The sequence below is a fragment of the Streptomyces sp. NPDC104581 genome, from assembly GCF_055583685.1.
On the sequence record NZ_JBVJNN010000002.1, the window covers coordinates 297,692 to 312,684 of the forward strand.

At 73.1% G+C, this 14,993-nt stretch carries 11 protein-coding genes; 8 read left to right on the top strand and 3 right to left on the bottom strand.

The window, feature by feature from the left end:
• Positions 1–288 precede the first annotated feature (288 nt).
• Entirely contained in the window at positions 289–2,127 is a 1,839-nt protein-coding gene (locus ACZ61E_RS02905) for a PucR family transcriptional regulator ligand-binding domain-containing protein (protein WP_469697023.1), read from the bottom strand.
• Between the two features lie 306 nt (positions 2,128–2,433).
• Here ACZ61E_RS02905 and ACZ61E_RS02910 point away from each other — a divergent pair, with 306 nt between their 5' ends.
• The 5 genes from ACZ61E_RS02910 (at position 2,434) to ACZ61E_RS02930 (ending at position 9,346) form a co-directional block, all read left to right on the top strand.
• Positions 2,434–3,324, top strand: coding sequence for an FAD binding domain-containing protein (locus tag ACZ61E_RS02910; RefSeq protein ID WP_469697025.1), 891 nt, complete (start codon positions 2,434–2,436; stop codon positions 3,322–3,324).
• A gap of 2 nt (positions 3,325–3,326) precedes the next feature.
• Complete coding sequence (locus tag ACZ61E_RS02915; protein WP_469697027.1) at positions 3,327–3,974, top strand: (2Fe-2S)-binding protein; 648 nt, start codon at positions 3,327–3,329, stop codon at positions 3,972–3,974.
• Positions 3,975–3,976: 2 nt separating this feature from the next.
• Positions 3,977–6,361 (top strand): xanthine dehydrogenase family protein molybdopterin-binding subunit, encoded by a 2,385-nt coding sequence (locus tag ACZ61E_RS02920; protein WP_469697029.1) that lies wholly within the window; start codon positions 3,977–3,979, stop codon positions 6,359–6,361.
• A 298-nt stretch (positions 6,362–6,659) separates the two neighbouring features.
• Complete coding sequence (locus ACZ61E_RS02925) at positions 6,660–8,120, top strand: NCS2 family permease (RefSeq protein ID WP_469697031.1); 1,461 nt, start codon at positions 6,660–6,662, stop codon at positions 8,118–8,120.
• A 77-nt stretch (positions 8,121–8,197) separates the two neighbouring features.
• Positions 8,198–9,346, top strand: coding sequence for an XdhC family protein (locus tag ACZ61E_RS02930; protein WP_469697033.1), 1,149 nt, complete (start codon positions 8,198–8,200; stop codon positions 9,344–9,346).
• Here ACZ61E_RS02930 and ACZ61E_RS02935 read toward each other — a convergent pair.
• Positions 9,272–10,945, bottom strand: coding sequence for a serine hydrolase domain-containing protein (locus tag ACZ61E_RS02935; RefSeq protein ID WP_469697035.1), 1,674 nt, complete (start codon positions 10,943–10,945; stop codon positions 9,272–9,274). The two genes, ACZ61E_RS02930 and ACZ61E_RS02935, sit on opposite strands and share 75 nt — an antisense overlap.
• 109 nt (positions 10,946–11,054) lie before the next feature.
• On the opposite strand from ACZ61E_RS02935, the gene ACZ61E_RS02940 reads away from it, so the two are divergent.
• Complete coding sequence (locus ACZ61E_RS02940) at positions 11,055–12,275, top strand: sensor histidine kinase (protein WP_469697037.1); 1,221 nt, start codon at positions 11,055–11,057, stop codon at positions 12,273–12,275.
• On the top strand, positions 12,266–12,913 hold the full coding sequence (locus ACZ61E_RS02945) for a response regulator transcription factor (protein ID WP_469697039.1): 648 nt from the start codon (positions 12,266–12,268) through the stop codon (positions 12,911–12,913). The genes ACZ61E_RS02940 and ACZ61E_RS02945 overlap by 10 nt, the downstream gene beginning before the upstream one ends.
• A 9-nt stretch (positions 12,914–12,922) precedes the next feature.
• On the opposite strand, the gene ACZ61E_RS02950 is transcribed toward ACZ61E_RS02945, so the two are convergent.
• The gene (locus ACZ61E_RS02950) at positions 12,923–13,957 is read right to left on the bottom strand and encodes a LacI family DNA-binding transcriptional regulator (protein WP_469697041.1); all 1,035 of its coding nucleotides are present in this window, start codon (positions 13,955–13,957) and stop codon (positions 12,923–12,925) included.
• Positions 13,958–14,171: 214 nt separating this feature from the next.
• On the opposite strand from ACZ61E_RS02950, the gene ACZ61E_RS02955 reads away from it, so the two are divergent.
• Positions 14,172–14,954: a VOC family protein gene (locus tag ACZ61E_RS02955; RefSeq protein WP_469697043.1), complete on the top strand. Its 783-nt coding sequence runs from the start codon at positions 14,172–14,174 to the stop codon at positions 14,952–14,954.
• The last annotated feature ends 39 nt before the right edge of the window (positions 14,955–14,993 follow it).

Here is a 14,993-nt window from a genome sequence, read left to right on the forward strand (position 1 = left end):
GCACGCCGGGCCAATAGTTCAGGTGAAAAAATTCACAATGCCTTGGTCAACAAGGGCTCGACAGGGGGCTTTCCGACGCTCCGTCAGAACGGCCGGAGCCACCGTTCCACCGGCCCCCGCGGCTCTCGCCGGCCCGGCTGACCAGGGGGATCCAGGCGTGGCAGGGCGCCGCGGAGTGCGCCGCCCGGGCGGCCACGGGCCGTTCCCCGTCGCGCGACCGGCTCCCGCCCATGACCGCGACGGGTGACCGCGGTCAACCTGGCACCGGGTGACGCGTGTTGGGCCCGGTCAGCTCATCCGGAGCGCCAGGAAGAAGTCGAGCTTGTCCTCCAGGCGGGACAGATCGCGGCCCGTGAGCTGCTCGATGCGCCCCACCCGGTACCGCAGCGTGTTCACATGCAGATGCAGCCGGGCCGCGCACCGGGTCCAGGAGCCGTCGCAGTCGAGGAACGCCTCCAGCGTCGGGACCAGTTCGGCGCGGTGACGGCGGTCGTACTCCCGCACCGGATCGAGCAGCCGCGCGGTGAACGCGCGCCGGACGTCGTCCGGGACGAAGGGCAGCAGCAGTACGTGCGAGGCCAGTTCGTGGTGGCCCGCCGCGCAGACCCGGCCCGGGCGCGCCGCGGCCACCCGGCGGGCGTGTCTGGCCTCCTCCAGCGCGCCGTGCAGACCCTCGGCCGAGTGCACGGCCGCGCTGACACCCAGGGTCAGACGGCCGTCGTCGGCGAGTCCGGCGGCCAGCGGCCGGCGAACGGCGGCCAGCAGGGCGTCCGCGCGCAGGCCGGGGTCCACCGGCTCCGTGTCGCCCCCGTCCTCGGCCGCCGTACCGTCCCCGCCGCTGTCCCCGTCCCCGTCCCCGTCCCGGTTCCCGTCCGCGTCTTCGTCCTCGCTTCCGTCCGCCGTGTCGGAAGGCACCGCCAGCGGCACCAGCGCGATCGCCTCGCCGCCCGCGTGGGCCACCGCGATCCGGTCGCCCGACTCCATGCCCGACTCCGCCGGATCGACCAGGATCTCCTCCAGCAGCGACTGGGCGACCGGGCCCGTGTCGACGGCGTCGCCCTCGACCCCGGCCCCGACCCCGTTCTCCCAGTCGACCCGCGCCACGACGAGCTGCCAGTGCGGCGCCGTCCCGTCGCCGGGCAGCAGCACCGGCGCCGCGACCCGCAGCCGGGCCGCGACATCGGCGGGCGGGGCACCGCCCTGGACGAGTTCCAGGATCTCCCCGGCGAGCCGGCGCCGTACCGCACGCGCCGCGTCCCGCCGGTCCCGTTCCACCGCGATCAGCTGGGTGACGCCCTGGAGCAGATCCAGCCGGGGGGCGGCCCACTCGCCGGCGTCCGCCTCCACGGCCAGCAGCCAGTCGGACAGGACGCTCTCGCGCACGTCCGCGCCGGGACCGCCGGTCTGAACGCCCGCCCCGTTCGGTGCGCCCGCTGCGGGCGCACCCGCCGCCGCGCGTCCCGGAGCGCGCACCGGGAACAGCGAGTACGTCCGCCCGTCCAGCGCCACCCGGTGCGGCGACCGCCGCCCCGCCCGCGTCGCCGCCAGATGCTCCGCGGCCAGCGCCGCGCCCGCCGCCCCGGACAGCGGCTCGCCCGCTCCGGCGATCCGCCGCCCGGTGGGGGAGAGCACCCAGGCCCGCAGATCGAGGTCCGAGCCCAGCAGATCCAGGACGACGTCGGGCCCACCGCCGGCCGGGCCGGACGACATCAGCCTGCGGTGCCGGTCGACCACGGCGGCCAGGTCCCCCGCGCGCTCCCCGGACACCTGACGCACCACGTACTCGGTGATCGTCGCGAACGCGACGGACTCGTTCACCGCGAAGAGCGGCAGCCGGTGCCGCAGACACGCACCGACCAGATCCTCCGGGACCGCGCCCAGCTCCGCCTCACCGGCCGCCAGCCCCGCCACCCCGGCCCCCGCCAGGAGCCGTACGAAAGGCTCCGAGTCCTGGGGCGTGCGCCGCCAGGCCAGGCCGGTCAGGACCAGTTCACCGCCGGAGAGATAGCGGCTGGGGTCCCGCAGATCGGTGGTCATCACACCGCGCACGGTCCGGTCGAGTTCGTCCCGGCCGCCGAGCAGCCGCAGGCCCAGCGCATCGGTCTCCAGCAGTGCGCGCAGCCGCATCTCGTCGCCGCCGATCTCTTCTCTCGTCCCGGATGAGCCGTGTGTTCCGCGAGCGTCCGCCGCCTCGCCATTTGTTCGAATCTACAAGACCCGTGAGCCGCCCAGCCAACTCCTTCATGGTTTCGGTGACTGCACCGGACGGAGCACGGCCGGTGTACTTGGGCCACACAGTGTTAACACCTGGTGAATATCCGTATGAGACAACCGGACCGAACCAGACCGACCATCGGGACTCCGGCCGTCCCCGGGCTCCAGTGAACGACCGATCGCGCATGAACGACCGATCACGAATGAAGAGAGCCACTCATGGACTTCCTTCGCCCCGCCGGCTGGGAGGAGGCGCTCGCCGCCAAGGCCGAGCACCCCACCGCCGTACCCATCGCGGGTGGTACCGATGTCATGGTCGAGATCAACTTCGACCACCGGCGCCCCGAGTACCTCATGGACCTGGGCCGCATCGGCGAACTGAGCGAATGGACGGTCGGCGAGGAGCACGTCCGCCTGGGCGCCTCCGTCCCGTACACCCGGATCATGGAGAACCTGCGGACCGAGCTGCCCGGACTGGCCCTCGCCTCGCACACCGTCGGCTCGCCCCAGATCCGCAACCGCGGCTCCGTCGGAGGCAACCTCGGCGCCGCGTCGCCCGCCGGTGACGCGCACCCCGCGCTGCTCGCCGCGGGCGCCGAGGTGGAGGTGGAGTCCGTACGCGGCGTCCGCCGCATCCCCGTCGAGGAGTTCTACACCGGCGTGAAGCGCAACGCGCTGGCCCCGGACGAGCTGATCAGGTCCGTCCTGATCAAGAAGGCGTCCGGACCGCAGCAGTTCTCCAAGGTCGGCACGCGCAACGCGATGGTCATCGCGGTCTGCGCGTTCGGCATCGCCCTGCACCCCGACACCCGCACCGTGAAGACCGGCATCGGCTCAGCGGCGCCCACCCCGCTGCGGGCCCGCGCCGCCGAGGACTTCCTCAACGCGGCGCTGGAGGAGGGCGGCTTCTGGGAGAACGGCAAGGTCATCACCCCGTCGGTCGCCAAGCAGTTCGCGGACCTCGCGTCCGGCGCCTGCAACCCGATCGACGACGTGCGGGGCACCGCGAAGTACCGCCGCCACGCGGTGGGCATCATGGCCCGCCGCACGCTCGGCTGGACCTGGGAGCAGTACCGGGCCACCGGCACCACGCTGGAAGGAGCTGCATAGCGATGCGTGTGAACTTCACCGTCAACGGCCGTCCCCAGGAGGCCGACGACGTCTGGGAGGGCGAGTCCCTCCTCTACGTCCTGCGCGAGCGCATGGGCCTGCCCGGCTCGAAGAACGCCTGCGAACAGGGCGAGTGCGGCTCCTGTACGGTCCGTCTCGACGGGCTGCCGGTCTGCGCCTGCCTCGTCGCGGCAGGCCAGGTCGAGGGCCGTGACGTGGTCACCGTCGAGGGGCTGGCGGACTTCGCCAAGCAGCGCGCGGAGCGGGGCGGTTGCGGCACCCACGGCTCCCACGGCTCTCAGGCCGCCGCGGACACCGACGGCACCGCGGACACCGCGACCCCCACGGCCCCCGGTACGAGTCTCCAGGGCGCCCGGCGCTGGCAGGCCAAGGGCACCGACTCACAGACCGGTGAGGGCGGCGACCTCTCCCCGGTCCAGCAGGCGTTCATCGACGCGGGCGCCGTGCAGTGCGGCTTCTGCACCCCCGGTCTGCTGGTCGCCGCCGACGAGATGCTGGAGCGCAACCCCTCGCCGTCCGACGCGGACATCCGCGAGGCGCTCTCCGGCAACCTCTGCCGCTGCACCGGCTACGAGAAGATCCTCGACGCGGTCCGCCTCGCGGCCGCCCGGCAGTCCGAGGCGGTCTGACCATGGCGACCACGGGCACACCCACCGACATCACACAGGGCTCACGGACCAGGGGCGGCGTCGGCGAGTCCACGCTGCGCCCCGACGGCACCCTGAAGGTCACCGGCGAGTTCGCGTACTCCTCCGACATGTGGCACGAGGACATGCTGTGGGGGCACACCCTGCGCAGCACCGTCGCGCACGCCGAGATCCGCTCCATCGACACGGCCGAGGCGCTGGCCACCCCCGGCGTGTACGCGATCCTCACCTACGACGACCTCCCGGCCGAGGTGAAGCGCTACGGCCTGGAGTTCCAGGACACCCCGGTCCTCGCCCACGGCAAGGTCCGCCACCACGGCGAACCGGTCGCGATCGTCGCCGCCGACCATCCCGAGACCGCGCGCCGCGCCGCGGCGAAGATCCGGATCGACTACGCCGGTCTGCCGGTCGTCACCGACGAGGCGTCCGCGACGGCGGAGGGCGCGCCGCTCGTCCATGAGCACCGCGACGACCACCACGCGGAGCACGTACCCCACCCGAACATCGTGCACCGCCAGCCCATCGTGCGCGGCGACGCCGCCGGGGCCGCCGCACGGGCCGATGTCATCGTCTCCGGCGAGTACGTCTTCGGCATGCAGGACCAGGCGTTCCTCGGCCCGGAGTCCGGTCTCGCCGTACCGGGCGAGGACGGCGGCGTGGACCTGTACGTCGCCACCCAGTGGCTGCACTCGGACCTGCGCCAGATCGCCCCCGTACTCGGCCTGCCCGAGGACAAGGTCCGGATGACGCTCTCCGGGGTCGGCGGCGCCTTCGGCGGCCGTGAGGACCTGTCGATGCAGATCCACGCGTGCCTGCTGGCCCTGCGCACCGGAAAACCGGTCAAGATCGTCTACAACCGGTTCGAGTCCTTCTTCGGGCATGTCCACCGCCACCCGGCGAAGCTCTGGTACGAGCACGGGGCCACCAGGGACGGCAAGCTCACGCACATGAAGTGCCGGATCGTGCTGGACGGCGGCGCGTACGCCTCCGCCTCCCCGGCCGTCGTCGGCAACGCCTCCTCGCTCTCCGTGGGCCCCTACGTCGTCGACGACGTCGACATCGAGGCCCTGGCGCTCTACACCAACAACCCGCCCTGCGGCGCGATGCGCGGCTTCGGAGCCGTCCAGGCGTGCTTCGCGTACGAGGCACAGATGGACAAGCTCGCCGCCGAACTCGGCATGGACCCCGTCGAGTTCCGCCGTCTCAACGCCATGGAGCAGGGCACGCTGCTGCCCACCGGCCAGCGCGTCGACTCGCCCGCGCCCGTCGCCGAACTGCTGCGCCGCGTCAAGGCGCGCCCGATGCCGCCCGAGCGTCAGTGGCTCGCGGCGGGCGAGGCCGCCGACGTACGGGCGCTGCCCGGCGGGCTGTCCAACACCACGCACGGCGAAGGCGTCGTACGGGGCGTGGGCTACGCGGTCGGCATCAAGAACGTCGGCTTCTCCGAAGGGTTCGACGACTACTCCACCGCCCGGGTGCGGATGGAGGTCATCAACGGCGAGCCGGTCGCCACCGTGCACACCGCGATGGCGGAGGTCGGCCAGGGCGGCGTCACCGTCCACGCGCAGATCGCCCGCACCGAACTGGGTGTCGCCCAGGTGACGATCCAGCCGGCCGACACCCGGGTGGGATCGGCCGGTTCGACCTCCGCCTCCCGTCAGACGTATGTCACGGGCGGCGCGATCAAGAACACCTGCGAGCACGTCCGCGAGAAGGTCCTGGAGATCGGCCGCGCCAGGTTCGGTACGTACCACCCCGCCTGGGCCACGGCCGAACTGCTCCTGGAGAGCGGCAAGGTCGTCACCGACGGCGGGGAGGTCCTGGCCGATCTGGTGGACGTCCTGGAGGGCGAGTCGGTCGATCTCGAACTGGAGTGGCGCCACCGTCCCACGCAGGCGTTCGACCTGCGGACGGGGCAGGGCGACGGCCATGTCCAGTACTCGTTCGCCGCGCACCGCGCGGTGGTCGAGGTCGACACGGAGCTCGGCCTGGTCAAGGTGGTCGAGCTGGCCGTGGCACAGGACGTCGGCAAGGCGCTCAACCCGCTGTCCGTCCTCGGCCAGATCCAGGGTGGTACCACCCAGGGCCTGGGCGTGGCGGTCATGGAGGAGATCCTCGTCGACCCGGAGACCGCGAAGGTGCGCAATCCGTCCTTCACGGACTATCTGATCCCCACCATCCTCGACACGCCCACCATCCCGGTCGACGTGCTCGAACTGGCCGACGAGCACGCGCCGTACGGGCTGCGTGGCATCGGCGAGGCCCCGACCCTGTCGTCGACCCCCGCCGTGCTCGCGGCGATCAGGAACGCGACGGGGCTGGAGCTGAACAGGACCCCGGTACGGCCGGAGCATCTGACCGGCACCTGACGGGCGCCCGCCCGTACGCTCCGGACGCCGCCCGACCGGCGACGTCCGGGGCCACGGCCGCCGCCCCACCGCTCACGGCGGCACACCGGTCACGCGCCACCGCGCCACACCGGCACCGCGCCACACTCGCGCGGTACACCCCAGCACACGCCAGCACACGCCAGCACACGCCAGTACACCCCAGTGCAACCCAGTTCGCCTCGGGCCGTCCCCCGGGTCGTGCAGCCCACGCACCATCCCAAATCCCGCATCGCACGTCTTACCGCGGGTGCCCCTGTGAACCTTGGGAGTAGGCACCATGACCCAGCAGTCCGTGGAGCCCGTGACCACCGCCGAGGACGCCGGCCCAGGCTCGCGTCCCCCGGCCGGGAGGTCCTGGCTCGACCGGTATTTCCACATATCCCAGCGGGGATCCACCGTCGCGCGTGAAGTGCGCGGCGGCGTCACGACCTTCATGGCCATGGCGTACATCCTGCTGCTCAACCCGCTGATCCTCGGCGGGAAGGACGTCGCGGGCAATGTGCTCGGCCAGCCCGCGCTGATCACCGCCACCGCCGTCGCCGCGGCCGTCACCACGCTGCTGATGGGCTTCGTCGGCAAGGTGCCGCTGGCCCTCGCCGCCGGTCTCTCCGTCTCCGGCGTCATCTCCACGCAGGTCGCCCCCAACATGACCTGGCCGCAGGCCATGGGCATGTGCGTGATGTACGGCGTCGTGATCATGCTGCTGGTCGTCACCGGCCTGCGCGAGCTGATCATGAACGCGATCCCGCTCGCGCTCAAGCACGCGATCACGATGGGCATCGGTACCTTCGTCGCGCTGATCGGACTGGTCAAGGCGGGCTTCGTGCACGCCTCGCAGGGCGGCGGACCCGTCACCCTGGGCCCGGCCGGCGAACTCGCCGGCTGGCCGGTCCTGATCTTCGCCCTCACGCTGCTGCTGATCTTCATGCTCCAGGCGCGCGACGTGCCCGGCGCGATCCTGATCGGCATCGTCGCCGGCACGGTCGTCGCCGCCGTGCTCAACGCCGCCGGTGTCATCGGCGCCAAGGCGTGGGCGAGCGGGCCGCCCGAGCTGACCGGCGGCGCCCTGTCCATGCCGGACTTCTCGCTCTTCGGGGACGTCGAGTTCGGCGGCTGGGGCGAGGTCGGCGCGATGACCGTCGGCATGATCGTCTTCACGCTCGTGCTCGCCGGGTTCTTCGACGCCATGGCCACGATCATCGGCGTCGGCACGGAGGCCGGGCTGGCCGACGAGAAGGGCCGGATGCCCGGCCTGTCGAAGGCGCTGTTCGTGGACGGCGCGGGCGGAGTCGTCGGCGGTGTCGCGGGCGGCTCCGGCCAGACCGTGTTCGTGGAGTCCGCCACGGGTGTGGGGGAGGGGGCCCGCACGGGCCTCGCCTCCGTCGTGACCGGTCTCTTCTTCGCCGCCTGCCTGTTCTTCAGCCCGATCACCCAGATCGTCCCCGGCGAGGTCGCGGCGGCGGCCCTGGTGGTCATCGGCGCGATGATGATGCAGAACGCCAAGCACGTCGACTGGAACGACCGGGCCGTGGCCGTACCGGTCTTCCTGACCGTGGTGATCATGCCGTTCACCTACCAGATCACCGCCGGGGTCGCCGCCGGTGTCATCTCCTACGTCGCCATCAGGACGGCCCAGGGCAGGGTCCGGGAGATCGGTGCCTTCATGTGGGCGCTGACCGTGATCTTCGTGGTCTTCTTCGCGCTCCACCCGATCGAGGGCTGGCTCGGCGTGGGCTGACACCGCTCCGGGCCCGGCCGGCGCCGACGCGCCGCCGCCCTCCGCACATCCGATACTGAGAACCAGAGGAGGCCGACATGCTGGACATCGCCGACGAACTGAACCGGTGGGTCGAGCAGGGACGGGACTTCGCCGTGGCCACCGTGGTGGCCGTCGGCGGCAGCGCGCCCCGGCAGCCGGGCGCCGCCCTCGCCGTCGACGGCGAGGGCACCGCGATCGGCTCCGTCTCCGGCGGATGTGTGGAGGGCGCCGTCTACGAGCTGTGCCGGCAGTCCCTGGACGACGGCGGGACGGTGCTCCAGACGTTCGGCTACAGCGACGAGGACGCCTTCGCCGTGGGCCTGACCTGCGGGGGCGTCATCGACATCCTCGTCACCCCGGTACACGCGGACTCACCGGGCCGGGACGTGTTCGCCGCCGCGCTGTCCGCCGCCGCCGGAGGCGAGGCGGCGGCCGTCGCCCGGCTCACCGACGGGCCCGCGGAACTGCGGGGCAGGGCCCTCCTCGTACGCCCCGGGGGAGCGTACGAGGGGACGCTGGGCGGCCACCCGGCGCTGGACGGGACGGCGGCGGCCGAGGCCCGCGCCCTGCTGGACGCCGGCCGCACCGGCACCGTCACGATCGGCGAGGACGGCTCGCGCTGCGGCCGGACCCTGACCCTCCTCGTCGAGTCCAGCGTGCCCGCCCCGCGCATGATCGTCTTCGGGGCCATCGACTTCGCGTCCGCCCTGGTCAGGGTGGGGAAGTTCCTCGGCCACCACGTCACCGTGTGCGACGCCCGCCCCGTCTTCGCCACCCGCGCACGCTTCCCGGACGCCGACGAGATCGTGGTGGACTGGCCCCACCGCTATCTGGAGTCGACGGAGACCGACGGCCGTACGGTGCTCTGTGTCCTGACCCACGACGCCAAGTTCGACGTCCCCCTGCTGCGTCTCGCCCTCAAGCTGCCCGTCGCCTACGTCGGCGCCATGGGCTCCCGGCGGACCCATCTGGACCGTAACGAGCGGCTGCGCGGTGTGGGCGTCACCGAGCTGGAGCTGACGAGGCTGCGCAGCCCCATCGGCCTCGACCTCGGGGCCCGTACGCCCGAGGAGACGGCGCTGTCGATCGCGGCGGAGATCGTCGCGAACCGGCGCGGCGGCACCGGTGTCTCACTGACCGGCGCCCACACCCCGATCCACCACGACGGGGGACCGACCCCCGCCCGGATCGGCTCCGTCGCCTGAGCCCGAGCCCCCGTGGTCCGCGTCCGAGGACCCGTCGCCCGCGCGCCCGTGCCCGGCACCGGTGGCCCGCCGTCCCGCGAGGACCGCGCGGGTCAGGTGGCCGGCCCGCGACGCGATCACCGCGGCCGACGCCAGCGCCGCCGCCGCGACGCACACCACCAGCGCGGGCCACACGTACACCACCTGCCCGAACGTGCCCTCCCGCCGCATCAGCAGGCCCATCAGATCGGCCAGCCCCACCAGGCAGGCGACCGGCAGCGCGTACGGCAGGGTCCGCAGCCCGGCGCGCCACAGCGGGCGCCCCGCCGCCCTGCTCGCCCAGCCCGGCGCCCGTACGGTGCCCAGGGCGCCCAGTCCCAGTGCCAGCAGCGTCAGCCCGGCGAGGACCTGGTCGGCGGTCATGGTGAACGGCTCCCTGATCTCCGCCGGCCGGCCTTCGGCCAGATCCCGCAGACCGTCCGCGATGCCCGCGCTGTCGTCGCCGGAGATCATGCCGGTGTTGCTGACGACGGCGATGCCGGTCTCCCGGTCCGGCAGCAGCACCTGGATGGCGTTGTGGGTCAGCAGCTCACCGGTGTGCTGGAGCGGCGGCCCGGCGTCACCGCTCGCCTCACCCAGCGACCAGCCCATCGCGTAGTTCCCGCCGTCCGGCGGTGTGTGCATGGTGTCCACGCTGCGCGCGGAGACGACCCGCCGGCCGTCCGCGCCGGCACCGCCGTTGTTCTGCGTGATCAGCCAGCGGGCCAGGTCGTCGGCGGTGGTGACGACACCGTGGCCGCCCGCGGTGAACCAGCGCGGGTGCGCGCGCTCCACCAGGCGGCCGTACGCCCGTACGTATCCCCGGGCGTCCTTGGGCATGTCGGTGGTGGAGTCGGCGGAGCGCGAGTCCGTCATCCCCAGGGGTCTGAAGACGTGGTCGCGGAGGCGGTCGGCGAACGGCTCCCCGGTGACCACCTCGACCAGCCGGGCCGCGACGAAGTAGTTGGGGTTGTGGTAGCTCCACCGGGTCCCCGGTTCGGCGGCGAGACGGGCCCCGCGCATCCGGGCGACCGCTCCCCTCAACGTGTGCGCCTGCGGCAGCGCCAGATCGGGGAAGGCCGAATCGGCCATGCCGGACGTCTGGTCGAGCAACTGGCGGACGGTGATCCGCGCCGCCCGCCCGTCGGCCATGGTGAACTCCGGCAGATAGCCGCGTACGGGCCGGTCGAGGCCGACCTCACCCTCCTCGACCAGCTGCATGACGGCGAGCGCGGTCATGGACTTGGAGAGCGAGGCCACCGGGACCGGGGTCCGCGCCGTCATGGCCTGCCCGCCGGTGGCGCGCCCGTACCCGCCGGTGTGCACGACCTCCTTCCCCCTGGTCACCGCCACCACCGCGCCGGGCAGTCCGGTCCGGTCGAGATAGCTGTCCATGAAGCGGTCGATGGCGGCGGGGGTGAGGGTGGCCGGGGCCGGGGCCGGGGCCGGGGCCGGTTCGGCGAGCGCGGCCGGGGCGGGGCCGGCCACGGCGACGGCCGTGAGACCGAGCGCGGCGACGAGCCGTCCCGCCGTGCGCCGGAGGGGGCCGTTCGTACCGGGTCTGTTCGTGCTGATCCACATGCCCCGTATCCCACCGCCGGCCGGGGGCGCGGCGCATTGGCGCGCACGGGAGTCCGAAGGTAGTGCTGGTCCTACTGTCCGGACCGCGTCCCGCGGCTACGGTCGACGGGTGCACCACTCGACAGCCTGGCGGGCCGTGGGCAGCGGCCCGTGGACGTTCCTCACCTCCTCCTGGCCCTGGCGTTCCCTCCTCTACCTCCTGACCGGCGGTCTCTTCGGCGCGCTCGTCCTGACGGTGCTGGCGGCGCTGACGCTCGCCGGTGTCGTCTCCCTGGTCGCCGGGGTCGGGGCCGTACTGCTCCTGGGCGTGGCGCTGTCCGGCATCGTCGTCAGCCGTGTCGAGCGCCGGCGGCTGCGTCTGATGGACCCCGACCCGCTCCCCGACCCGCACCGCCCGCCCGCCGTACCGGGAGTGCGCGGCTGGCTGGCCACCCGGCTGCGCGAGCCCGCCACCTGGCGTGAACTGGGCTTCACCGCCGCGTCGTTGGCCGCGATGTGGTGGATGGACGTGCTGGTGCTGGGAGTCTCGCTCGCCGTCCCCGTACTCCTCGCCACCTCACCCGTCGGCGATCCGGACGCCTGGCCGCTGGTGGTCGTCGCGGTGTGCCTGGTGCCGGTCGCGCCTTACACCATCACCGTCTGGGCCGGTGCGCGCGCCGCCATGACCCGCGCGATCCTCGCCCCCCGCGACGGGGAACTCGGCCGCGGGCTGACCGAGGTGCGCGCCTCCCGGGCCCGGCTCGTCGGGTCCTTCGACGCGGAGCGCCGCAGGATCGAACGGGATCTGCACGACGGGGCCCAGCAGCGGCTCGTCTCGCTCAACGTCCTGCTCGGCCTGGCCCGGCTGGACGCGGAGCCCGGCTCGTCCGTCGCCCGGCAGCTCGACACCGCCCAGGAGCAAGTCGCCCTGGCCGTCGAAGAGTTGCGCGAGCTGAGCCGGGGCGTGCACCCCAAGGCGCTGACGGACCACGGGCTTTCCGAGGCCGTCGGCAATCTCAGCGCCCGCTCCGTCCTGCCGGTCACCGTCGACATCCTGCTGCCGCACCGCCCGCCCGCCGCCGTGGAGAGTGCCGCGTACTTCGTCGTCGCCGAATCCCTCGCCAACGCGGCCAAGCACAGCGCGGCCACCCGCGCCGAGGTGCACGCGCGGTTGCACGCCGGCGTACTGACGCTCAGCGTCAGCGACAACGGGGTGGGCGGCGCCGATCCGGCGGCCGGAACCGGGCTGGTCGGGCTCGCCGACCGGGTCGCCGCCGCCGATGGCAGACTGCGGATCTCCAGCCCGGCAGGCGGGCCGACCCTGCTGCACGCGGAGATCCCATGTCGCTGACCGTCGTCCTCGCCGAGGACTCCCCGCTGATGCGCGACGGCCTGGTCGGTGTCCTGACCCGGTTCGGCCACCGGCTCGCGGCCGAGGTCGGTGACGCGGACAGCCTGCTCACCGCGGTCCGCGCGCACCGGCCCGACATCGTCGTCACCGACATCCGCATGCCCCCGGACCACTCGGACGACGGTCTGCGCGCCGCCGTCGCCCTGCGCCGCGAACACCCCGCACTGCCGGTCCTGGTGCTCAGCCAGTACGTGGAGCAGTCGTACGCCGCGCGTCTGCTCGACCTCGGCAGCGACGGCGGTGTCGGTTATCTGCTCAAGGACCGGGTCAGCGCGGTGACGGAGTTCGTCGACGCGGTCGCCCGGGTCGCCGCGGGCGAGACGGTGGTCGACCCGGAGGTCGTACGCCAGCTCCTGCGCCGGCAGCGGGATCCGCTCCAGCGGCTCACGCCCAGGGAGCGCGAGGTGCTCTCCCTGATGGCGGAGGGGAGGGCGAACGCGGCGATCGCGCGGCATCTGTACGTCACGGAGGCGGCGGTCAACAAGCACGTCAGCGCCATCCTCCAGAAGCTGGACCTGCGCGTGGACGGCGAGGGCCACCGGCGCGTGCTGGCAGTCCTGGCGTATCTGCGCGCCTGACCGGGAAGTTCAGGACGACGCGCGCCGCACCAGCTCGGTGGGCAGCACGGCGTGCCGGTGCGGCGCCGCCGGGTTGTCGATGCCCTCCAGCAGCACCCGTGCCATCGCCTGCCCCATCTCCTCCACCGGCTGCCGTACGGAGGTGAGCTGGGGATCGGTGTGCCCGGCGATGGGGGAGTCGTCGAAGCCGACGACGGCCACGTCCTCGGGCACCCGGCGGCCCGCCGCCCGCAGGGAGTGCAGCGCGCCCGCCGCCATCACGTCGGACGCGGCGAACACCGCGTCCAGGTCCGGGTGGCGCGCCAGCAGCTCCGTCATCGCCCGGCGTCCGCTCTCCTCGGTGAAGTCGCCGTGTGCCGTCCAGGACGGGTCCGGATCGCCGCCCGAGGCGGCCACGGCCTCCTGGTACCCGGCGAGCCGGCACTGCGCCACGTACATGTCCAGCGGTCCGGTGACCGTGGCGATCCGCCGCCGCCCGGTCTCCACGAGATGGCGTACGGCGGACCGGGCGCCGCCCGCGTTGTCGGAGTCGACGTAGCTCACCGGCTCGTCCGCCGAGCGGCGGCCGCTCAGCACGGTCGGCAGGCCCAGCTCCGCGAGCAGGTCGGGCAGCGGGTCGTCGCCGTGCACGGAGACCAGCAGCACGCCGTCGACCCGGCCGGCCCGCGCGTACTGGAGGAAGCGGCGGCGCTCGTTCTCGTTCCGGACGAGTGTGAGCAGCAACTGCATCTCGGTGTCGGCCAGTCCCGTGCCGACACCGTGGAGCACGTCGGAGAAGTACGGCTCCGCGAAGAACCGCTTCTCGGTCTCCGGGATCACCAGCGCGACGGCGTCGGTGCGGCTCCCGGCGAGCGCGCGAGCCGCCCGGTTGGGCACGTAGCCCAGCTCGGCGATCGCCTCCTGGACGAGCTGCCTGGTGGAGTCGCGCACCCGGGGCGAGTTGTTGATGACGCGGGAGACGGTGCCGCGTCCGACACCCGCGAGCGCCGCCACCTCTTCGAGCGTGGGCTGGCTGGGCCGGCTCGTGCGTCCCTTTACCACCATCGTGCGACCTCCATCCACGCTCTCGTCGGGGGATCGTCATCCAACCACTGGGAGCGCTCCCACGATAAGTGGTTGATCATATCGCGGACAGGGTTCGTTCGCCGTGCCGCAGTGCCTTCACATACATTCAGAGGCGTCTGCCGTGCACGTGAGGGCACCGAACCCTCCGGTGCGGCAGCGGATCGCGGACGAGTCACCCGGGGAGCGGAGTGGAATGCCGAAAGCACAGGGAGTCGCCGGAGCACCGTGCTGGGTGAGCCTGCTGGCACGTGAACTGCCGGGCGCCCAGGACTTCTACGGCGAGGTCCTCGGCTGGACCTACCGGCGGGCCGGACTCGGCGACGACTTCTCCGTCGCGCTCATCGACGGCCTGCCGGTCGCCGGCATCGGAGCACTCGCCTCCTCGCTCCAGGTCGCCGTCTCCTGGACCCCGTACTTCAACGTCACGGACGTGGACGAGGCGGCGGCCAGGATCAGGGAACGCGGCGGCACCGTCGGCGTCGGCCCGCTGGCCTTCCACACCGGCCGCGCGGCGCTCGCCGTCGACCCGGACGGCGCCGTCTTCGGCATCTGGGAGGGTTCGGTGCGCTCCGACTGGTCCATGGGGCGCGGCAGCGGCTCCGCCTCGCTGGAGCTGCGGACCAGGAACGCCGTCGCGGCGGGGCGCTTCTACTCGCTCACCCTCGGCTGGGAGCCGGAGAGCGAGGGGAGACTGCGCCTGGCCCACGAGGGCGAACGGTCACTGCTCCTGGACGGCGACGAGGAGCTGGCCCGGATCAGCGGCGGCGCCGTACAGGCCGCGCCCGACCCGCGCATCCGGCCGCGCTGGCTGGTGCGCTTCCATGTGAAGGACGTGGACGCGGCGGTCGGGACGGCCCTGGCCGCCGGCGGCTCGCTCGTGCACCGCCCGGACGGGTCCGCCGAAGCGGGCGGGACGGCCGAGGCGACGCTCCGCGACCCGGACGGGGCGCTGTTCACGGTCACCGCCGCGAACTGACCACCGGGGTCGGCCCCGGCCACCGGGTGGGCCGCGCCG

Bases quoted from the DNA above. Each gene is read 5' to 3' on its own strand.
- ACZ61E_RS02905 (WP_469697023.1), bottom strand. From the start codon at position 2,127: ATGCGGCTGCGCGCACTGCTGGAGACCGATGCGCTGGGCCTGCGGCTG.
- ACZ61E_RS02910 (WP_469697025.1), top strand. From the start codon at position 2,434: ATGGACTTCCTTCGCCCCGCCGGCTGGGAGGAGGCGCTCGCCGCCAAG.
- ACZ61E_RS02915 (WP_469697027.1), top strand. From the start codon at position 3,327: ATGCGTGTGAACTTCACCGTCAACGGCCGTCCCCAGGAGGCCGACGAC.
- ACZ61E_RS02920 (WP_469697029.1), top strand. From the start codon at position 3,977: ATGGCGACCACGGGCACACCCACCGACATCACACAGGGCTCACGGACC.
- ACZ61E_RS02925 (WP_469697031.1), top strand. From the start codon at position 6,660: ATGACCCAGCAGTCCGTGGAGCCCGTGACCACCGCCGAGGACGCCGGC.
- ACZ61E_RS02930 (WP_469697033.1), top strand. From the start codon at position 8,198: ATGCTGGACATCGCCGACGAACTGAACCGGTGGGTCGAGCAGGGACGG.
- ACZ61E_RS02935 (WP_469697035.1), bottom strand. From the start codon at position 10,945: ATGTGGATCAGCACGAACAGACCCGGTACGAACGGCCCCCTCCGGCGC.
- ACZ61E_RS02945 (WP_469697039.1), top strand. From the start codon at position 12,266: ATGTCGCTGACCGTCGTCCTCGCCGAGGACTCCCCGCTGATGCGCGAC.
- ACZ61E_RS02950 (WP_469697041.1), bottom strand. From the start codon at position 13,957: ATGGTGGTAAAGGGACGCACGAGCCGGCCCAGCCAGCCCACGCTCGAA.
- ACZ61E_RS02955 (WP_469697043.1), top strand. From the start codon at position 14,172: ATGCCGAAAGCACAGGGAGTCGCCGGAGCACCGTGCTGGGTGAGCCTG.